The 19,907-nt window shown below is 74.2% G+C and carries 17 protein-coding genes; 9 read left to right on the forward strand and 8 right to left on the reverse strand.

Going from position 1 to position 19,907, the window contains the following annotated elements; genetic code table 11:
- Positions 1 to 9 precede the first annotated feature (9 nt).
- From AC1DYZ_RS01180 to AC1DYZ_RS01200, 5 genes are all read left to right on the forward strand, one after another.
- The gene (locus AC1DYZ_RS01180; RefSeq protein ID WP_477063395.1) at positions 10 to 2,097 is read left to right on the forward strand and encodes a sensor histidine kinase; all 2,088 of its coding nucleotides are present in this window, start codon (positions 10 to 12) and stop codon (positions 2,095 to 2,097) included.
- Positions 2,094 to 2,741 carry a response regulator gene (locus AC1DYZ_RS01185; protein WP_477063396.1) on the forward strand — a complete coding sequence of 216 codons (648 nt, stop codon included), beginning with the start codon at positions 2,094 to 2,096 and terminating at the stop codon, positions 2,739 to 2,741. The genes AC1DYZ_RS01180 and AC1DYZ_RS01185 overlap by 4 nt, the downstream gene beginning before the upstream one ends.
- 212 nt (positions 2,742 to 2,953) lie before the next feature.
- Positions 2,954 to 3,532, forward strand: a complete 579-nt coding sequence (locus AC1DYZ_RS01190; RefSeq protein WP_477063397.1) for a hypothetical protein — start codon at positions 2,954 to 2,956, stop codon at positions 3,530 to 3,532.
- Positions 3,532 to 4,731, forward strand: coding sequence for an MFS transporter (locus AC1DYZ_RS01195; RefSeq protein ID WP_477063398.1), 1,200 nt, complete (start codon positions 3,532 to 3,534; stop codon positions 4,729 to 4,731). The genes AC1DYZ_RS01190 and AC1DYZ_RS01195 overlap by 1 nt, the downstream gene beginning before the upstream one ends.
- 67 nt (positions 4,732 to 4,798) lie before the next feature.
- The gene (locus AC1DYZ_RS01200) at positions 4,799 to 5,422 is read left to right on the forward strand and encodes a dihydrofolate reductase family protein (RefSeq protein WP_477063399.1); all 624 of its coding nucleotides are present in this window, start codon (positions 4,799 to 4,801) and stop codon (positions 5,420 to 5,422) included.
- A 9-nt stretch (positions 5,423 to 5,431) separates the two neighbouring features.
- Here AC1DYZ_RS01200 and AC1DYZ_RS01205 read toward each other — a convergent pair whose 3' ends face one another.
- The 4 genes from AC1DYZ_RS01205 to AC1DYZ_RS01220 are packed head-to-tail and all read right to left on the reverse strand — an operon-like array spanning position 5,432 to position 9,777.
- Positions 5,432 to 6,082, reverse strand: a complete 651-nt coding sequence (locus tag AC1DYZ_RS01205; RefSeq protein WP_477063400.1) for a response regulator transcription factor — start codon at positions 6,080 to 6,082, stop codon at positions 5,432 to 5,434.
- Positions 6,079 to 8,283 carry a sensor histidine kinase gene (locus tag AC1DYZ_RS01210; protein ID WP_477063401.1) on the reverse strand — a complete coding sequence of 735 codons (2,205 nt, stop codon included), beginning with the start codon at positions 8,281 to 8,283 and terminating at the stop codon, positions 6,079 to 6,081. The genes AC1DYZ_RS01205 and AC1DYZ_RS01210 overlap by 4 nt, the downstream gene beginning before the upstream one ends.
- Positions 8,284 to 8,314: 31 nt before the next feature.
- Complete coding sequence (locus tag AC1DYZ_RS01215) at positions 8,315 to 9,400, reverse strand: nitroreductase/quinone reductase family protein (protein WP_477063402.1); 1,086 nt, start codon at positions 9,398 to 9,400, stop codon at positions 8,315 to 8,317.
- On the reverse strand, positions 9,397 to 9,777 hold the full coding sequence (locus AC1DYZ_RS01220; RefSeq protein WP_477063403.1) for a hypothetical protein: 381 nt from the start codon (positions 9,775 to 9,777) through the stop codon (positions 9,397 to 9,399). The genes AC1DYZ_RS01215 and AC1DYZ_RS01220 overlap by 4 nt, the downstream gene beginning before the upstream one ends.
- Before the next feature lie 204 nt (positions 9,778 to 9,981).
- Between AC1DYZ_RS01220 and AC1DYZ_RS01225 the strand changes: the two genes are divergently transcribed.
- A complete protein-coding gene (locus tag AC1DYZ_RS01225) occupies positions 9,982 to 12,807 on the forward strand; it encodes an FAD-binding and (Fe-S)-binding domain-containing protein (RefSeq protein WP_477063404.1) in 2,826 nt (941 codons plus the stop codon).
- Positions 12,804 to 13,439, forward strand: coding sequence for a cysteine hydrolase family protein (locus AC1DYZ_RS01230; RefSeq protein ID WP_477063405.1), 636 nt, complete (start codon positions 12,804 to 12,806; stop codon positions 13,437 to 13,439). Before AC1DYZ_RS01225 ends, AC1DYZ_RS01230 begins: the two co-directional genes overlap by 4 nt.
- Here AC1DYZ_RS01230 and AC1DYZ_RS01235 read toward each other — a convergent pair.
- The 3 genes from AC1DYZ_RS01235 to AC1DYZ_RS01245 are packed head-to-tail and all read right to left on the reverse strand — an operon-like array spanning position 13,433 to position 16,472.
- On the reverse strand, positions 13,433 to 14,278 hold the full coding sequence (locus tag AC1DYZ_RS01235; RefSeq protein ID WP_477063406.1) for a VOC family protein: 846 nt from the start codon (positions 14,276 to 14,278) through the stop codon (positions 13,433 to 13,435). The genes AC1DYZ_RS01230 and AC1DYZ_RS01235 overlap by 7 nt on opposite strands.
- A 32-nt stretch (positions 14,279 to 14,310) precedes the next feature.
- A complete protein-coding gene (locus AC1DYZ_RS01240; RefSeq protein WP_477063407.1) occupies positions 14,311 to 15,204 on the reverse strand; it encodes a GNAT family N-acetyltransferase in 894 nt (297 codons plus the stop codon).
- Positions 15,201 to 16,472, reverse strand: coding sequence for an alpha-hydroxy-acid oxidizing protein (locus AC1DYZ_RS01245; RefSeq protein WP_477063408.1), 1,272 nt, complete (start codon positions 16,470 to 16,472; stop codon positions 15,201 to 15,203). Before AC1DYZ_RS01245 ends, AC1DYZ_RS01240 begins: the two co-directional genes overlap by 4 nt.
- Before the next feature lie 74 nt (positions 16,473 to 16,546).
- On the opposite strand from AC1DYZ_RS01245, the gene AC1DYZ_RS01250 reads away from it, so the two are divergent.
- Positions 16,547 to 17,536, forward strand: a complete 990-nt coding sequence (locus tag AC1DYZ_RS01250) for an aldo/keto reductase (RefSeq protein WP_477063409.1) — start codon at positions 16,547 to 16,549, stop codon at positions 17,534 to 17,536.
- Positions 17,537 to 17,542: 6 nt separating this feature from the next.
- Here AC1DYZ_RS01250 and AC1DYZ_RS01255 read toward each other — a convergent pair whose 3' ends face one another.
- Positions 17,543 to 18,643 carry a DNA glycosylase AlkZ-like family protein gene (locus AC1DYZ_RS01255; RefSeq protein ID WP_477063410.1) on the reverse strand — a complete coding sequence of 367 codons (1,101 nt, stop codon included), beginning with the start codon at positions 18,641 to 18,643 and terminating at the stop codon, positions 17,543 to 17,545.
- A 53-nt stretch (positions 18,644 to 18,696) separates the two neighbouring features.
- On the opposite strand from AC1DYZ_RS01255, the gene AC1DYZ_RS01260 reads away from it, so the two are divergent.
- Entirely contained in the window at positions 18,697 to 19,803 is a 1,107-nt protein-coding gene (locus AC1DYZ_RS01260; protein WP_477063411.1) for an AAA family ATPase, read from the forward strand.
- Positions 19,804 to 19,907 lie beyond the last annotated feature (104 nt).

Raw genomic sequence — 19,907 nt, forward strand, 5'->3', positions numbered from 1 at the left:
ATCCCCGCCATGGCCGTTGTGGTCGACCAGTCGGTCCGCCCCGCCCCGCGACCCGGTCAGCCCGGGCGTGGGGCGTCGGTGCGCCTCGTGCTGCGCCACCGCTGGGCGAGCCTGGTCGCCGCGCTCGCGTGCGGCGCATCGGTCGCCGCGGTCGCGCTCATGACCATCGGCGACGTCTGGCACCTGCCGCCGGCCCCCCAGCTGGTCGTCGACGCGACCGTCGGGTTCGTCTACCCGGTGACCGCGCTCGTCATTCTCCTGGGGCGGGCCCCTGCTCGGGGGACGCGGGCGCTCGCGTGGGTGATGCTCGGCGCGGGGCTCGCGTCCGCGCTCGCCGTGCTGACGGCCGCCCTCGCGCTCGTCGCGTCCGAGCCGAGCGACCTCGTCGGGATCCTCGTCCAGCTGCAGAGCTGGCTCTGGGTCCCCGGGTTCCTGCCGCTGGTGACCGGGGTCCCGCTGCTGTACCCGGACGGGCTGCTGCCCGGTCGGATCTGGCGCGTCGTCGCGTCCGCCGCCGGTGCAGGGATCGTCCTGCTCGCCCTCGCTGTCGGTCTCTACCCGGAGGACTTCCAGAGCGCGGTCCCGATCGCCAAGCCGGTCACCAACGAGGGCGTGGCGAAGGTGTTGGCGGTCGCCGCGGCGGTCCTGCTGGTGCCGGCGACGATCGCCTCGGTGTGGAGCCTCGTGCTCCGGCTGCGTCGGTCGCAGGGGCTTCGTCGGCGGCAGGTCGTCGTCCTTCTGGTCGCGGCCGGGACGCTGGTCGCGGCGACGCTGGCGCAGGGTCTGCTCCCCAGTCCGGTCGACGTGCTCGTCCAGGCCGCCGCCGTGGCGCTGGTCCCCATCGCGATCGGGGTGGCGGTCACGCGCCACCGGCTCTACGACCTCGACACGGCGGTCTGTCGTGCCCTGGTGACCGCGAGCCTCGCCATCTGCCTGATCGGTGTCTACCTCAGCGTCTTCGCGGTGCTGCAGGCGGTCGGCGACGAGCGTTCGGCGCTCAGCGCCGCCGTCGCGGCGGGGGTGACGGGCGCGTTGATCCACCCGCTGGGTCGACGGCTGTGGGCCGGCGCCGACCGCCTGTTCTACGGCGACCGCGCCGACCCGTACGCGGTGACGTCCCGACTCTCGTCGCGGCTCGCCGCGCCTGGGCTCGACATCGCCGCGGTCCCGGAGGTGGTGTGCCAGAGCGTCGTCTCGTCGTTGCGGCTGGGCGCGGCCGAGGTGTGGCTGCTCGTCGACGGCGAGGAGCGACGGCTGGCGAGGGCCGGGGACTCGTCGACGTCCGGCGAGCGGTTCGCGATGAGGCATCGGGGCGAGACGGCCGGGTGGCTCGTCGTCGCGCCGCGCCCGGGCGAGGTCGTCGTCACCGAGCGGGATGCGGACATCCTCGCGGGCATCGCCGATCTCGTGGCGCCCTCGATCGCCGCCCTGCAGCTGCACCAGGAGCTGCAACGCAGCCGCGAGCTGCTCGTCGCCGCGCGTGAGGCCGAGCGGCAGCGTCTGCGGCGGGAGCTCCACGACGGCGTGGGGGCGACGCTGGCCGGCCTGCGGCTCCAGGTCGAGTCCGCGCAGGCGTTGGTGGCCGATCCCACCGCGAGCGCCCTCCTCGAGGCCGCCGGTGGCAGCGTCGGCCACGCGGTCGCGGAGGTGCGCACCATCTCCAACGGGCTGCGACCGCCCGGCATCGACGACCTCGGGCTCGCCCGTGCGCTGGTGCTGCTCGCGGAGCGGCACCGCACATCCGGGCTCGCTGTCGAGGTCGCCATCGACGAGGTGGGCGAGCTCGGTGCGGCCACCGAGGTCGCGACGTACCGGATCGCGGCCGAGGCCCTCGCGAACGTCTCGGGACATGCGCACGCGAACCGGATCGTCCTGACCCTCACCCGGAGCGCCGACGCGCTGGCCCTCGTCGTCGTCGACGACGGTGTCGGGCCGGACGGCGGCCGCGACCCGCGTCCCGGATCGGGCCTCGGCATCGCGTCGATGCGGCAGCGCGCCGAGGAGATCGGCGGATCCCTCACCGTGCGGGCCGTCGACCCCGGACCCGGTACCGAGCTGCGCGCGGTGCTCCCCTCGACCTTGGAAGGGCCGCGATGACCCGCGTGCTGCTCGTCGACGACCACCCGCTGTTCCTCGACGGCGTGCGCGCGGCGCTCGCCGGCGCCGAAGGGCTCGAGGTGGTCGGTGAGGCTCACGACGTGGCCGCCGCGCTCGCACTGGTGAGCGAGCTCCGCCCGGACGTGGTGCTCATGGACCTCAACCTGCCTGACGGGTCCGGAATCGACGCCACCAGGGCGGTGCTCCGGTCGAGCCCCGAGACCCGCGTGCTCGTGATGACGATGGCGGACCAGGACGACGCCGTCGTCGCGGCGATGCGCGCGGGTGCCCGCGGCTACGTGGTCAAGGGTGCCGGCCGTGCCGAGCTGATCCAGTCGGTGCAGACCGTCGCCGCCGGCGGCGCCGTGTTCAGCACCACCGTCGCCGACCGCCTCGTCGACTACTTCGCCGGGCTCGCCGCTCAACCCGGGCGCGAGGTCTTCCCCCGGCTGAGCGACCGGGAACGGGAGGTCCTCGAGCTCGTCGCCCGCGGCCACGACAACCGGCGCATCGCGCGGGAGCTGTTCATCTCCGACAAGACAGTGCGCAACCACGTGTCGTCGCTGTTCACCAAGCTCGACGTCCCCGACCGGGCCGAGGCCATCCGCCGCGCCCGCAGGGCAGGCATGGGTGAGCTGCCCTGAGGTCCGCGCGCCGTCGTCACACCTGGCCCGGGAAGCGCCCGGAGCGAGCCATCGGCTCGACCAGCTCGCGCGCACGGCGACAGTGTCCACGACAAGCTCGGCCCCTTCGCGTCCGCCGCCGAGCGCGGGCCTGTCGAGGCTTTCCTGGCGTGGCTCGTCGCGCCCCGCTGACCAGCGACCTCGACCCACGACGCATTCGACAATCGCCCATCATGGTGGGCATGCTCCTCAACCAGCGGATCGCCGACGGGATCCGCAGCGGCGAGGTGACGCTGGCGTTCCGGCGATGGGCGACGCCCCGGGTCAAGCCCGGCGGCTCGTTCCTGTCGTCGGTGGGCGTCGTGCTCGTCGGAACCGTCGACGAGGTCAGCGGCGCGACGGTTGACGAGGCACGCGCGGCCGGTGCGTCGTCGGTCGACGAGGTCGTCGGCGGCCGGACCGAGCTCCCGCTATACCGGATCGGGCTGTCGTGGGGCGGTCCCGACCCGCGCGAGGCGCTGTCCGCCGACACGTCGTTCACCGCGGAGCAGCTGGCGACGCTCGCGGCCACGCTGGCCCGTTGGGACGCGACCACCCGGTGGACGCGGCAGACGCTCGAGCTGATCCGCGACCGCCCGGCGACCCGCGCGCCCGACCTGGCCGCCTCGGTGGGGCGCGAGACGGCGCCGTTCAAGCGGGACGTCCGCCGGCTCAAGGAGCTCGGCCTGACGCACAGCCTCGAGGTCGGCTACCGGCTCTCGCCGCGCGGGCGGGCGTACCTGGACCGCGAGGAATCGGGCGCGACGAGCTGATGGCAGAGGCGGAGCGCAGCATCGAGCGGCCGACGGGTGCGCTGCGACCGCTGTACGCGGCCGGCTTCGTCACGGCCTTCGGGGCCCACAGCGTCGCCGCGGGACTCGGTGCCAGCGGGGAGAGCCTGGGGCTGAACCTGCTGCGCATCGGCTTCTTGATCGCGATCTACGACGTCGCCGAGGTCGTCCTCAAGCCGGTGTTCGGATCCCTGAGCGACCGGATCGGCGCCAAGCCCGTGATCGTCGGCGGCCTCGTCGCCTTCGCCGTCACGTCGTCGATCGGGGTGTGGGGGTCGGAGCCGCTGGTCCTCGTGCTCGCCCGGCTGGGGCAGGGGGCGGCTGCGTCGGCGTTCTCCCCGGCCTCGTCCGCCACTGTCGCCCGGCTCGCGGGCCCGGGCCGGGCCGGCCGGTACTTCGGGCGGTACGGCTCGTGGAAGGCCCTCGGCTACACCCTCGGTCCGCTGATCGGCGCGGCACTCCTGCACCTGGGCGGGTTCCCGCTCCTCTTCGTCACGCTGGCTGCCGTCGCCGCACTGGCCGCGGTCTGGGTCGCCGTCCGGCTGCCCCGGATCGAGCCGCTGCCCCGCCCGCGCTACACCGTCGCCGACGTGGTCCGGCAGTCCACCCACCGACAGTTCGTGATCCCCACCCTGGTCCTGGCGGCGTCGACCGGCGCGCTCGGGGCGGCCATCGGGTTCCTGCCCGCCCTGGCCGACCACCTCGGGGCGGGCCTGCTGGCCGCCCTGGGGATCGCCTCGGTCCTGGCGCTGTGCTCGACCCTGACGCAACCTCTGGCCGGTGCCCTGCGCGACCGGAACCGTCTCACCGACCCCGCCGGGATGACGGGCGGGCTGCTCCTGGCCGCGGGCGGCGCCCTGCTCGCCGCCGTGCTGCCCTCCGTCGTCGGTCTCTACCCGGCAGGCGGCCTCATCGGGGCGGGGATCGGGGTGTCGACGCCCTTCGCGTTCGCCTACCTCGCCGAGACGACACCCCATGAGCGCATGGGTCGCACCATGGGCACCGCCGAGGTGGGCCGCGAGCTCGGCGACGCCGGCGGCCCGCTCCTCGTCGGGGTCGTCGCGACGGTCTGGTCGCTCCCCGTCGGCCTCGGCGTCCTCGCGCTCGTCCTGGCCGCGACGAGCGCACTGCCCGGGGGCGATCGACTCGTCCACGCGTCGCCGAGCGTCGGCGGGGGCTGACCTCCCCAACGGACCCGGGGCTACCCTCGAACGGTCGCCCAGACCGAGGACCATCCGAGGAGCTGCCATGGGCCGCCTGCACATCGACCTGTTCGTCACCCTCGACGGCGTCGCGCAGGCGCCGGGCGCCCCCGAGGAGGACTCGTCCGACGGCTTCCCCTTCGGCGGCTGGCAGGCGCCGCTGTTCGACGACGTCGTCGGCCGTGAGGTGGGCGCCGGCATCGCGGCCATGGACGCGTTGCTGCTCGGGCGACGGACGTACGACATCTTTGCCGCGTACTGGCCGCACCAGGACGGCGACATCGCGCGCCAGCTCAATGCCGTACCCAAGTATGTCGCCAGCCGCGGGACGCCGGACCTCGGCTGGGCGGGGACCATCTTGCTCGGCGCGGACGTCGTCTCGAAGATCCGGGCCGTGCGGGACCGGCACGAGAACACGCACGTCATCGGCAGCGTTGACCTCGTCCAGACGCTGCTCGCCGAGCGGCTGTTCGACGTGCTGACGCTCTGGGTCTACCCGATCGTCCTCGGCCAGGGGAAGAAGGTCTTCCCCGACGGCGTCCGGGCGTCGGGGCTCACGCTGCTCGAGCCGCCGGTGACGGGGAGCGCCGGAGCGGTCCAGCTGCGGTACGCCCCGACGGGGTCAGACCCCGCCACCGGTGACATGACCGAGATGGACGGCGCGTCCTGACACCAGGCTTCAGCCCCGACCGAGGCCCGCGTCCCTGGCGCGCGCGATCGCCGCGGCGCGGTCGGCGACCTGCAGCTTGACCAGCACGTTCGACACGACGTTGCGCACCGTCTTCGCGCTGATCCCCAGCCGGTCGGCGATCGCCGGGTTGCCGAGCCCGCGCGCGAGCAGGTCCAGCACCTGGTGCTCGCGGGGGGTGAGCTGCACGAACGGGCCGAGATCGGGCGGCGCCGCGGCGAACCAGGCGGCGAGCCGGCCGGCGAGCTCGTGCCCGAACACGGCGTCGCCGCGCGCGACCGCCCGCACGGCTGCGAGCACCGTGGCGGGCTGCTCGGACTTGAGGACGTACCCGCGCGCGCCCGCCTGGATGGCGCGGAACACGAGAGCGTCGTCGTCGTACATGGTGAGGACGAGGACGCCGGTGTGCGGCGCCGCCGTGACGATGCGCCGCGTCGCCTCCACGCCGTCGAGCTCGGGCATCTTGAGGTCGAGCACGACGACGTCCGGTGTGAGCTCCTCGGTCTGCGTGACCGCGTCCGCGCCGTTGCCCGCCTGCGCGACGACGACGATGTCGCCGGCTGCCGTCAGCAGACCCACGAGCCCTTCGCGGTACAGCGGGTGGTCGTCGGCGACCACCACGCGGGTGGCGTCACCGGTCATGTGGATGCCCCGACCGCCACCAGCGGCAGGACGGCGACCAGGCGTGTCCCGCCACCGGGCACCTGGGAGACGACGAGCTCGCCGCCCAGCTCACCGGCACGCTCGTGCATCGACGTCAGGCCGACCCCGGCCCGCGTCCCGGGCGCCATCCCGGTGCCGTCGTCCTGCACGGTGACGCGCAGAGCGTCAGGCAGGCGCTCGATCGCCACCTGCGCGCGCGTGGCGTCGGCGTGCGCGACCACGTTCGCCAGCGCGCCGACTGCGATGCGGTACGCCGCCACCTCGGCCGCGGCGGGCAGGACCTCCGGGCCGAGGTCGCTGACCACGTCGACCTTCACGGCGAGCTCGTCGGCGTGCTCCCGGAGCGCGAGCACCAGCCCGCGCTCGTCGAGCGCGGGGGGACGCAGGCCGTACGAGAGCTCACGGACCTCGGCCGCAGCCTGGGTGGCGGACACCGCGATGCCGGCGAGTGTGCGATCGAGCTCGCCCTCCCGCCCCGGCGCGGTGACCAGCGCCTGGGCGGTGGCCGCCCGCAGCGCGATGCCGGCGATGGTCGGGGTGACCTCGTCGTGGAGCATGCGGCGCAGCGCGCGGCGCTCCTCCTCGCGGGCCAGCACGAGGCGCTCGCGAGAGGCTCGCACGGCGGCGTCCAGGCGTTCCTCGGCGACCGCCGCGGCGACCCGCCCGGCCAGGCCGGCGAGCAGCCGCCGCTCCGCGGGGTCGAACGGCTCGTCGGGTCGGCGCCGGGCKATCCGCAGCGTGCCGAGGCGCTCCGAGTGGTGCACGAGGGGGAGGGCCTCGACGCCGTCGTCGGAGGGTGGGCTGGTCGACGGGCCGGCCACGACCAGCGGTCTTCCGACGGCGGCGATCCCGACCCACGGCGACCGCAGCGCCTGCGCGATCTCGTCGGCCACCAGCGGCAGGACGTCGCGTCGGGTGGCGTCCGCGATCCGTTCCCCGAGCCGGCTGAGCGCGCGGTACGGGTCGTCCCGGTCGCCGTACAGCGCTCGGCGGCCGAGCCGGGTCAGCCCCCGGCGCATGGGATCCAGCGTGAGCGCGACCCCTGCGGCGGCCACCAGCGCCACCTGCACGGGCACCACGGCCGAGGCGGAGGCGCCCAGCAGGGCCGTGATCCCCGTGTAGACCGTGACGATGCCGAGCGCCAGCCCGGAGGCGACGAGGGTGCGCAGCAGGACGACATCGAGGCCGAAGAGTCGCTGCCGCAGCAGGGCGACGAGCAGTCCGGCCACGGCTATGAGGCCCGGCAGCCCGATCCAGGTGCCGGGCAGCAAGGACCGACCGATGACGAGCTGCGGGACGAGCCAGAGCGCGGCGGCGAGCATCAGCGCGGCCGCCCCGGTGAGGCCGACCCACCGGACCTGCCGCGCGGCATCCTGGTCTGGTGCGCCGCCGCGCACCCGGAGGGCGAACACGACGATCGCGACGCCGAACACCACCAGGGTGAGTGCGGCCTCGGCGTCGATGGCGGCGCTCGCGGCTACGAACGGACCGGCGAACGAGCCGATCACCGCCACCGCCGTCGCGAGGAGTGCGGGCGCGACGGCTGCCGGTGCGGCGAACCGGGACCACGGCGTTCGCCACGGGAAGACGAGCGCGAACGCGAGCACCCCGCCCCACCCGAGCAGGTAGCAGCCGACGACAGCACCGAGGAACAGGTTGCGGGGCCACGGCGAGAACCCGCCGTGGAGGGGGAGCTCGAGCAGGTACACGATCGTGCTGGTGGCGAGCCCGGTCCCCATGAGCAGGAGGGCMTGGGCGGCCCGGTCGCGCGGTCGGCGGACGAATGCGTAGGCACCGACGCCCACCAGCGAGCCGACGAACAGCAGCGTCGACCATCCCGGCGCCAGCCGGGGCGCGATGTCCGCCGGGCCGAGCGGGACGTCGACGACGAGATCCTCGCCGTCGCGCACGACCGCGTACCGCACGGAATCCACCGACGACGCGATCACGCCGGTCGCCTCGTCGCCCGTATGCACCGGGCAGCCGACCTCGGCGGTGGGGAGCACGCCCGTCGTCGTCCACGCGCTGGGCGCCGAGGTCAGCCGCGCGCACTCGCCGGGTGTCGTGACGCGCCAGGCGACGAATGCGGCACAGATTGCGAGCGCCACCGACACGAGCACGAGCACGCCGACGGGGCTGCCCTGCGCTGTCACCGGCCGTCCCGCGGACGGAGCACCCATGCGCTCATCGTGGCCGCCTCCCGGGGCGGTGTCACGGGTCGACCGGGGTCAGCCGGAGCAGCGGGATACGCCGGGGCGTGGTGGTCCAGTAGTGCTCGAGCCGCGGGTACGCCGTGGTGAGCACCGCGTGGGCGTCGTCGTAGTCGTCGTCCTGCAGCTCGAGCGCGCGGACCACGCGGAACCGCGGGCCGATCTCGACGTCCGCATCGGGGTCCGCGACGAGGTTGAAGTACCACCCCGGGAGCGCGGCCCGKCCGCCGTTCGTCGCCATCACCACGTAGGCGTCGTCGACCTCCGCGAACACGACGGCCACGCTGCGGACGAGACCCGACCGGCGCCCGGTCGTCGTCAGCAGGAGTACCGGCGCGCCCTTGGCGCGACCCATGAACCGGCCGCCCGTCGCGCGGTAGCCGGCGATGCAGGCCCGCGTGAGCTGGTTCATGAGGGCCAGGACTGCCGCATCGGCCGTGCGGGGTCGGATGCCGAGCACCAGCGGCCACGCCGTCAACGCGACCCAGCCGAGCACCCCCGGCACCAGAGCGACGACCAGGGCGGGGCTCCCCCACGGCAGGAGCGCGAGCCCGGCCAGTCCGACGACCGCGCCGAGCACGAAGACCAGAACGGTTGCTCGCCCGGTCGCCGCGGCGACGCTCCCGACGACGCCCCGCCGCCCGCCGCGCCGCGATGCGAGCCAGACCCAGCCGACGACGAGGGGGAGGCCGACGGCCGACACGGCGTACTGGTCGTCCAGGGTGATCTGCTCACGGACCAACAGCGGACCGGCGACCGCCATCGCGGCGAGACCGACGACCGTGAGCGCCGACCAGACGCGCACGAGGACGTCGCGCAGGACGAACGCGAACCAGGCAACCGCCGGGATGAGCAGGAACCACGCGAGCGAGCCGACGACGTCGTTCGCGCGGCCGGCCCAGTGCCACGGGCCGCCCGACGTGGTGAACGGGTCGGCGAAGGCGAAGAACGCGGCGAGCAGCGCCGTGCCGACCACGCCGCAGACTCCGCTCGCGACCGTCAGTGCGCGGACGTGGGGTGGCATCGGCATCGAGGCGGCGGGCAGACCGCTCGCGGCGGCCGCCCTCGCGGTCGAGGGCGCGCTCACCATGCACCTTCGGGCGTGCCGGTCGAGAAGCCCAGCGGCGTCGGCGTCTCCACACGTCGAGCGTGCTCGCACGCGACGCCGGCGGACGGGTTGTCGTAGTGGGCGCACGGGTCCAGGCACGAGCTGCCGCCCGGGCGCATGTGGTCGCCCGGGCACCGGTCGGCCGGCGCCGTGGAGTACTGCACCGGGCTGGGGGCCGGCGCGGCCGCCGGGCCGGTGGCGCCGAGCACGCTCGCGGTGAGCACCACCGCGAGGCAGGCGGCCGCGAGCGTGGCGAACGCGGCCCGTGCCGCGCGGGGAGGCGGCTCTTCGGTTGGGTCCTCGCGCGGGTTGAGCGGGTCGTCCAGCTCCACGATCGACATCGTGATGCGACGCATCGGTTCCTCCTCGGGGAGCTCCTGACTCCTGAGGTACGAACGTCTCGCCGGGGCGTCCCGGGCGTCATGGGGCACCCGTCCCGGGCGGCCGGGAGGAATGCCCGACCGGGTGGGGGCAGCCGCCCGGTCAGCCCGGCGAGGGGCGGTCCTCGACGGCGGCGTCGACTTGTCCGACAATCGCACGACACGTGATGAGGGAGCCCGATGACCTCGACGGCACCGACGCCGCTCGCCGCCCTGCTGGCCGGGTGCGTCGCGGAGCGTGCGCAGGTCCGGACCGACGAGCTGAGCCGCCGGGCCGTCGCGCACGACGCGTCCCACGTGCTGCTGGTCCCCGAGGCGGTGGTGGCCCCGCGCACCGCCGCCGAGGTGGGCAGGCTGCTGCGCGCGACGGCGGACGCGGGCGTGCCGCTGACCTTCCGCTCGGGCGGGACCAGCCTGTCCGGGCAGGCCGGCAGCGACGGCGTGCTGGTGGACGTGCGCCGGCACTTCCAGGGGGTCGAGGTGCTGGACGGCGGCGACCGCGTCCGCGTGCAGCCCGGGGTGACGGTCCGGCAGCTGAACGCGCACCTGGCCCGGTTCGGCCGCCGGTTCGGGCCGGACCCGGCCAGCGAGGTCGCGTGCACCGTCGGCGGGGTCGTCGCCAACAACTCCTCGGGCATGGCGTGCGGCACGGCCGAGAACAGCTACCGGACCCTGGAGTCGCTGGTCGTGGTCCTGCCGTCCGGGACGGTCGTCGACACGGGCGCGTCGGATGCGGACGAGCTGCTGCGCGCCCTCGAGCCCGAGCTCTACGCGGGCCTGCACGCGCTGCGCCGGCGGGTGCTCGACGACCCTGCCTCGGTGGCGACCCTCGCCCGGCAGTTCGCGATGAAGAACACCATGGGCTACGGCCTCAACGCGCTGGTCGACTTCGACACCGCGCCGCAGATGCTGGCCCACCTGGTGGTGGGCAGCGAGGGGACGCTCGCCTTCGTCGCGTCGGCGACCTTCCGCACGGTCCCGCTGCGCACGCACGCGGCGTCGGCGCTGCTCGTGTTCGACGATCTGTACGCGGCCAACCGGGCGCTGCCGGCGCTCGTCGCCACCGGTGCCGCCACCCTCGAGCTCATGGACGCCACCTCGCTGCGGGTCGGGCAGACCCTCGCCGACTGCCCGCCCGCGGTCGCCGCGCTCACCGTGGAGCGGCAGGCGGCGCTGCTCGTGGAGTATCAGGCGACGACCGCCGACGAGCTGGCGTCGCTGGTCGGCAGCGCGCGACCCGTGCTCGGCGGGGTGCCGCTGACCGCCGACCCGGGCACCCGCCATCAGCTCTGGAAGCTGCGCAAGGGGCTGTACACCTCGGTGGCCGGCGCGCGCCGCAGCGGGACGACCGCCCTGCTCGAGGACGTCGTCGTGCCGGTGGAGCGGCTGGCGGACACGTGCTCCGCGCTGACGACGCTCTTCGACCGGTACGCCTACGAGGACGCGGTGATCTTCGGCCACGCCAAGGACGGCAACCTCCATTTCATGCTCACCGACCGGTTCGAGTCGGGCGAGCAGCTGGCGCGCTACGCCGCCTTCACCGAGGACCTGGTGACCCTCGTCCTGGACAACGGGGGCTCGCTGAAGGCCGAGCACGGCACCGGCCGCGTCATGGCGCCGTTCGTCCGGCGCCAGTACGGCGACGAGCTCTACGACGTGATGCACGAGATCAAGCGCCTGTTCGACCCGCGCGGGCTGCTCAACCCGGGCGTCCTGCTCTCCGACGACCCGGAGGCCCACCTGCGGCACATCAAGCTGGCGCCGACGGTCGAGGCGGAGGTCGACCGCTGCGTCGAGTGCGGCTACTGCGAGCCGGTGTGCCCGTCCCGGGACCTCACCCTGACGCCGCGCCAGCGGATCGCGCTGCGCCGGGACATCCGCGCGGCGGAGCTGGCCGGCGACGACGGTACGGCCGCGCGGCTCGAGCGCGCCTACGAGTACCCGGGCGTGGACACCTGCGCGGTCGACGGGATGTGCGGCACCGCGTGCCCGGTCGGCATCAACACCGGCTTGCTGGTCAAGACGCTGCGCCGCGAGAACCTGTCCGCCCCGGCCGGGGCCGCCTGGACGGCGGCGGCGAAGCACTGGGGCGCGACGACGAGCCTCGCCGGGACCGCGCTGACCGTGGCCCGCGCGGTGCCCGGCCCGCTGGTGCCCGCCGTGACCGCCGCGGCTCGCGCGGTCCTCGGGTCCGACGCGGTGCCGCAGTGGACGTCCGACCTGCCCGCCGGCGGTGCGCCCCGCCGACGGCCGCGACCCGACGCGCCGCCCGACGCCGTCTACGTGCCGGCGTGCGTGAACGTCATGTTCGGCCCGGCCCAGGGTCCCGGCGTGCAGGTCGCGTTCGAGGACCTGTGCGCGGCCGCGGGCATCACGCTGCTGGTCCCCGAGGGGATCGACGACCTGTGCTGCGGCACCCCCTGGTCATCGAAGGGTGTCGTCGCGGGTCACGAGGCGATGCGCGCCGCCGTGCTGCGCGCCCTGCGGGAGGCGACCGACGGCGGCCGGCTGCCCGTGGTCTGCGACGCCTCGTCGTGCACCGAGGGCTTCCGGCACGTGCTCGGGAGCAAGGTGCAGGTCGTCGACGTCGTGGCCTTCGTCGCCGACCGCGTGCTGCCGGTCCTCGGTCAGTTCCGTCGGCTCGACTCGCTGACCCTGCACCCGACCTGCTCGTCCACGCAGCTGGGCCTCGACCCGGCTCTGCGGACGGTCGCCGAGGCCGTCGCCGAGACGGTCACCGTGCCCCTCGACTGGGGGTGCTGCGCCTTCGCGGGCGACCGCGGGATGCTGCACCCTGAGCTGACGGCCGCAGCGACGCGTCGGCAGGCCGCGGAGGTCGCTCGTCTGGGCGCGCAGGCGCACGCCAGCTGCAACCGGACCTGCGAGCTGGGCATGACGCGAGCCACGGGCGCGACGTACCGACACGTCGTCGAGCTGCTCGCCGACCAGGCCCTCCACCGATCAGCACCACCCGTCCGAACACATCCAGCAGAGGAGCAGAGATGAACCCGGAGACCACGGCACTCGTCCTGATCGAGTTCCAGAACGACTTCACCAGCGAGGGCGGCGTCCTGCACGGCGCGGTCCAGGGCGTCATGGAGAGCACCGGCATGCTCGCGCACGCCAGGACGGCGCTCGAGGCCACCCGCGCCGCGGGTGCCACGGTGATCCACAGCCCCATCGCGTTCGCGGCGGGGTACGGCGAGATCACTGCGCACCCCTACGGGATCCTCAAGGGCGTCGTCGACTCGAACGCGTTCGTCAAGGGCTCGTGGGGTGCGGACTTCGTCGAGGACGTCGCCCCCGCCGGCGACGACATCGTCGTGGAGGGCAAGCGCGGGCTCGACGCGTTCGGGTCGACCAACCTCGACTTCATCCTGCGGTCGAAGGGCATCACGACCGTGGTGCTGGCCGGCTTCCTCACCAACTGCTGCGTGGAGTCGACCATGCGCTCGGCCTACGAGAAGGGCTTCGAGGTCATCACGCTCACCGACGCCGTCGGCGCCACCTCGCAGGCCGAGCACGACAACGCGATCACCTACGACTACCCGATGTTCTCCAAGCCGATGACGGTCGACGAGTACGTGGGGACCCTCCGCGGTGCGGCAGTGACGGCCGACAGCTCGCGCGGCTACTGAGGGGCGAACTGGCTGGCGGTCAACACGGCCCCCTGCGGGTCGCGGATCGTCGCCGTGCGCGCCCACTGGTTCTCCTCGGTCGCGATGACCTCGCCGCCGTGCGCGGTCGCCAGCGCCACGGTCTCGTCGCGGTCCGCGACGGCGAACGAGACGTGCCAGTGGGGCGTTTCGTCGCCACGGACGGGTGCGATCCAGCCGATGGCGTCGGCGAACCCGGGCGGCACGGCCACGCCGTGCTGCCGCTCGTAGATGTCGGGGTCGACCGTGGCGGCGAGGTGGTCGCCGTACCCGGGGACGCGGATCATCGTCGCGAACCCGACGTCCGCGACCTCACATCCGAACGCCCGGGTGTAGAGGCCGAGCGCGGCGGCCGGGTCGCTGGTGTGGAGGTCGCTGAAGTTCCAGGCGCCCGGCGCGTTGACGATCTGCGCGCCGAGGCGCCGCTTCGGCTGCCACAGCCGCAGGTCGGCGCCCTGCTGGTCGGTGAACGCTGCCCACGTGCCGCCCTCGCCCGCGACCGTCGGCGCGGTGGTGACCGTGCCGCCCGCCGCCGCGACCCGGGTGAGCGCGGCGTCGAGGTCCTCGACGCCGACGTAGGTGTGCCAGGAGGGGTCGGCCGGCGCGGCGCCGGACGGGTCCGACGGGCCGCCGATACCGGCGGCGTCCCGGCCGTCGACCTGCGCGATCACGTACCGGAACGGCAGCCCGGGCGGCGTGGCGTCGTGGAACGACCACCCGAGGACCGGGCCGTAGAACGCCTTCGCCGCCTCGACGTCCGGCTGCTCGATGTCGACCCAGGACGTCACTCCGGGGGGATAGGTCCGCTGCTGCTGCGTCATCCCGCCAGGCTACGAAGGGCCACCGACATGCGTCAGCCCCGCAGGTCGAGCTCCAGCAGGGTGCAGGAGAAGTCGGCGAAGTCGCGCTGCCCGACGGCGGTGAACCCGTACGCCTCGTAGTAGTCGCGCAGCACCGGGTTGGTGGTCCGGCAGTCGAGCCGGAACAGGTCGACCCCGGCGTCGCGCCCGCGGGCCGCCGCCCAGTCGAGCAGTGTCCTGCCGATGCCCGCGCCGGTGTGGCGGCGGTCGACCATGAGGCCGTGGACGTACACCGCGAAGGAGTCGTCGGCCCCCCAGAAGTCCGGGTCCGACCACAGCAGGCGGATGGTGGCGACGACGACGCCGCCGTCGTCGCGCACGACGTGCCACTCGCCCGCGTCGACCTGCGCCGCGACGCGTTCCCGCGGCAGCGAGCCCTGCGGCCACTGGACCGTGCCGTTCGCGGCCATCCAGTCCTCGAGCGACCGGCGCAGGGCGTGGATCGCGTCGATGTCGTCGGGTGTCGCCCGCTCGGGCGCCACGCGCGCGGGATGAGGCCGCAGCGGCGACCGGTCACCCACGAGCCACAGGTGGCCGAACGGGTCGACGAAGCCGCCCTGCCGGTGCGGGCCCCACGGCATCTGGTGGGTGCGGACGAGGTCGACGTCGCCGTCCGCTCCCGCGTCCACCGCGCGCTGGAGGAACGAGTCCGGGTCCTCGACGAAGACCTCGACGCGGACGGTCCGGCCGCCCAGCTCCCCGGGGGTGTCCCAGCGGTTTCCCTCGGGCTGACCGAGGAAGAACGGCGCCCCGCCGACGCTGAGCCCCACGACCGACCCGAGGTCCCACAGGACCGTCGCGCCGAGCGCCTCCGCGTACCAGCGGGCAGCAGCGGCCGCGTCGGGGACGGCGAGCATCACCGAGATCACGGGTGGTTCGATGGTCATGGCGCGTCCGTGAGCATGTTCGAGCCGATCTGGTCGATGGAGCGGACGCCGCACAGCGCCATGGTGAGGTCGAGCTCGGCCCACACGTGCTCCAGCACGGTGCGGGCTCCGTCGGCGCCGGCCAGCGCGAGCCCGTAGACCCAGGGCCGGCCGACGAGGACCGCGGCCGCGCCCAGCGCGAGCGCCTTGACCACGTCGGCGCCGCCCCGGATGCCGCTGTCGAACAGGACGGGGACCCGGCCGTCGACGACCTCGACGACCCCGGGCAGCGCGTCGAGCGAGCCGACGGCACCGTCTACCTGCCGACCGCCGTGGTTGGACACGACGATGCCGTCGACCCCGTGGTCGAGCGCGAGCCGGGCGTCGTCGGGGTGCTGGATCCCCTTGAGCACGATGGGCAGGGAGGTGCGCTCGCGCAGCCGGGCGAGGTCGTCCCAGGTCAGCGACGACCGCGAGAACACGTCGAGGAACGTGTCCACGGCGGCGCGCGGCTGCGGCGAGCGGAGGTTGGTGCGCAGGTCACCGGGATAGTGCCGGGCCATCGACAGCAGCGCGCGGACCGCGGCCGGCGTGGGGCGGTCCCTGGAGGCCGTTGCGGAAGCAGCGCGTGCCTCCACCAACCGGCGGAACGCCGGGTCGCTCGTGTACTGCGCGATCCCCTCCGCGCGGGCGAAGGGCAGGTAGCCGAGGTCGAGGTCCTTGGTGCGCCAGCCGAGCACATGGGTGTCGAGCGTGACGACGAGCGCGTCGCTGCCGATCGCCGCGGCGCGGTCGACGAACGAGTCGACCACGTCGTCGTCCTTGCTCCAGTACAGCTGGAACCAGCKGGGTGTGTCGCCGAGCTCGGCGGCCGTCTGCTCCATGGGAACCGAGCCCTGCGACGAGATCACCATCGGCAGCCCCAGCGCTCGCGCGGCGCGGGCCGCGGCGAGGTCGGCGTCGCGGTGCGCCATCTCCAGCACGCCGATGGGGGCGAGCAGCAGCGGAGCGGGGATCCGGCGGCCGAAGAGCTCGACCGAGGTGTCCCGGGTCTCCACGTCGACGAGCATCCGCGGCACGAGCCGGTGCCGCCCGAACGCCTCGACGTTGGCCCGCGCGGTCTGCTGCCGGCCGGCGCTGCCCGCCACGTACGCCCAGGCGGCCGGGCTCATCCGCCGCCGAGCCGCCGCGGCGAGCCGCGCGGGTTCCACGGGGACCACGGGCCGCCGCCCGAACACCCCGGCGCGGTAGATCCGGGACTGCACGTCGCGGCCCGAGAATGCGCTCACGGCGTGAGTCTGGCACGCCAGGGCGGTACTGCCAGGGCCTCCCTCGTCGCCGGGTCTGGACGTAGCGTCGAGGAATGGACACACGCACTCTCGGACAGGACCTCGAGGTCTCCGCGATCGGCCTCGGCTGCATGGGCATGAGCCAGAGCTACGGGCCCAACCCCGGTGACCGGCAGGAGATGATCGGCGTCCTGCGGGGCGCCGTCGACCGCGGGGTGACGTTCTTCGACACGGCCGAGGTCTATGGCCCGTTCGTCAACGAGGAGCTCGTCGGCGAGGCGCTGGCGCCCGTGCGCGACCAGGTCGTCATCGCGACGAAGTTCGGGTTCGACCTGCACGCCGACGGCTCGCACCACGGGCTGTCGAGCCGACCGGAGCACATCAAGGAGGTCGCCGACGCCTCGCTGCAGCGCCTCGGCATCGATGTGATCGACCTCTTCTACCAGCACCGCGTCAACCCCGAGGTGCCGATCGAGGACGTCGCCGGTGCGGTCGCCGAGCTGGTCGCCGCCGGCAAGGTCCGTCACTTCGGTCTGTCCGAGGCGGGTCCGGCGACGATCCGACGGGCGCACGCCGTGCACCCGGTCACCGCCCTGCAGAGCGAGTACTCGCTGTGGACGCGGGACCCCGAGGTCGACGTGCTGCCGACGCTCACGGAGCTCGGCATCGGGTTCGTGCCGTTCAGCCCGCTGGGCAAGGGCTTCCTCACCGGCACGGTCGACGCGACGACGTCGTTCACCGAGAAGGACATCCGCACGACGATCCCGCGGTTCACCGAGGAGAACCGGCAGGCCAACCAGGCCCTCGTCGACCTGGCCGCCGAGGTCGCCTCCCGGCACGCGGCCACGCCCGCGCAGGTCGCGCTCGCCTGGCTGCTCGCCCAGCAGCCGTGGATCGTGCCCATCCCGGGCACCCGCCGGCTCAGCCGGCTCGAGGAGAACATCGGCGCCGCCGACCTCGAGCTCACGGCGCAGGACCTGGCCGACCTCACGTCCGCCGCCGACCGCATCGGCGTGCACGGCAACCGCTACAACGACGCCGGGATGCGCATGGTCGGGCTCTGACCGCTCTCAGTCCTCCCGCGCCAGGTCCAGCTCCAGCCAGCGGGCCAGGTCCTCGATCTCGGCGTCGACCGCCGCGGTGTCGGCCGCGCTCCACGGTTCGTCMCGGTGGACGGCGTGCACCCGCAGCACCCCGGCCCGCACGTCGGCCGCGGCGTCGAGCTTTCCGATCAGCCGGTCGCCCACCAGGATCGGCAGGGCGTAGTACCCCCACCGGCGCTGGGCGACGGGCTTGAACATCTCCAGCGCGTACTCGAACTCGAAGATCTCGGCCATCCGCTTGCGGTCGCTGAGCAGCCGGTCGAAGGGCGACAACAGCGCCGCGCGCCCCTCGAACGGGCCGTCGAGCAGCTCCGGGTCGACCCGCCACGTGCCCCGGACACCCTCGACGACCGCCGGCTCACCGGCCTCGCCCACGGCCACGGGCTCGACCGGTTGCTCCGTGCCGGTGGGCCGCGCGATGCCGAGGGCCCGCAGGCGTCGCTCGTCCCGGAGGCGCCGCGCCTCCGCGGGCGGGGGAGCGGGATCGTCGGGGTAGATGCGCTCCGCCAGGTCCCAGAGGCGGTCTCGACCGCGCCGGCCGGCCACCGCGACATCGCCGTTGTGGACCATGACCTCGAGCATCATCACGACGTTCCGGTTGTTGTTCCAGCCGCTCGACCGCCACGGCCGCACGCAGGTGTCGGGGAGCTCGCGCGCCGTCAGCGGCCCGTCCGAGCGCAGCAGCTCGAGGATGTCCTGGCGGCAGCCCTCGTTGTCGTGGAGCCAGCGGGCGTTGGCCAGCTGCCAACCCTTGACGTCGGGCCCGGTCCCCGGCCACGCGGCCATCTCGGCGCGGAACAGCGCGATGTCCTCCGGCACCCGAACCGTCCCGCGGAAGTCGAGGAGCGAGAGGTCGTCGAGGCTGTCCGCGAGCTCGCGCGGGTCGTACGCCGAGCCGAGGCGGCTCCACAGGACGAGGTCCGCACTCGGGGCGATCGCGCTGGTGGGTTCGAGCTGGACCATGGTCAGCCGCCGCACGACCTCCCGGACCTCCGTCGGCCGCTCGGCGGTGAGCAGCTGCGCGCGCACCGCGATCCGACGTGCCTGCGCACGCGAGAGGACCTCCATGCCCCGCGACCCTACGACCACCGTCCGACACGAGCGCTCGCTAAGGTCACCGCATGATCCGGACGCTGGCCGTCGAGCGCTACCGGAGCCTGGACGAGCTCGTGCTCGGGCTCGACCGGCTCACCGTGGTGACCGGCGCGAACGGCAGCGGCAAGACCAGCGTCTACCGGGTGCTGCGCCTGCTCGCCRACGTCGTGCGCGACGGCGCGATCAGCTCGCTCGCCCGTGAGGGCGGCATGCGCTCGGCCATCCACGCCGGGCCGCGCCCCAAGGGGCCGGTGGCCGTGCGGCTCGGCGTGGCCACCGAGGAGCTGTCGTACGCGATCGACCTCGGCCTGCCGCAGATGGGGCCGTTCAAGCTCGACCCGGAGATCAAGTCCGAGGTCGTCTGGGCCGGTCCGGTGCTGCGCCCGTCCACGATCCTCACCGAACGCGTCGGGATGAGGGTGCGGAGCCGCGACGACGACGGGACGTGGCGCGATGCCCCGCTTGCGGTCAGCCAGCACGAGTCCGTCATGGCCGTGCTCGCGGACCCGAGCGCCACGCCGGAGCTCTTCGCCCTGCGGGAGCAGGCCCGGCGCTGGAGGTTCTACGACCACCTGCGCACGGACGCCGACGCCCCGGCCCGCAGGCCCGGGGTCGCGACGTTCACGCCCGTCCTGTCCTCCGGCGGCGACGATCTTGCCGCGGCCCTGCTGACCATCGGGCGCGTCGGGGACCCGGAGACCCTGCAGGCCTGCGTGGACGCCGCGTTCCCGGGTTCCGAGGTGGTCGTCGACGAGGACGAGGACGGGACCTGCCGCGTGGGCATGACCCAGCCCGGTCTGCTCCGGGCGCTCTCGGTCGCCGAGCTCTCGGACGGGACGCTCACCTACCTCCTGCTGCTCGCGGCGTGCCTGGCCACCCGGGCGCCGGACCTGCTCGTGCTCAACGAGCCCGAGTCCAGCCTCCACCCGAGCCTCATGCCGGCCGTCGGTGCGCTGATCGCCTCGGCCTCCGAGCGCTCGCAGGTGCTCGTCGTGACCCACTCGGGCGACCTGGTGCGTGCGCTGCGGGAGGCGGGCTCGACCACCGTCGAGCTCAGCAAGACCGGCGCGGCCACCACGGTCGCCGGACGTGAGCGGTTCGACGGCCCGCCGTGGACGTGGCCGAAGCGCTGACACCCTTTCCGTCGGCGACCGGCGGGTCTACGGTCTGCAGTGCTGTCCGCACTTCTGACGAGCGATATCTGCTCCAGCATGACGACGCAAGGAATCCGGGGGGC

Source organism: Cellulomonas sp. P1_C4 (assembly GCF_056406355.1).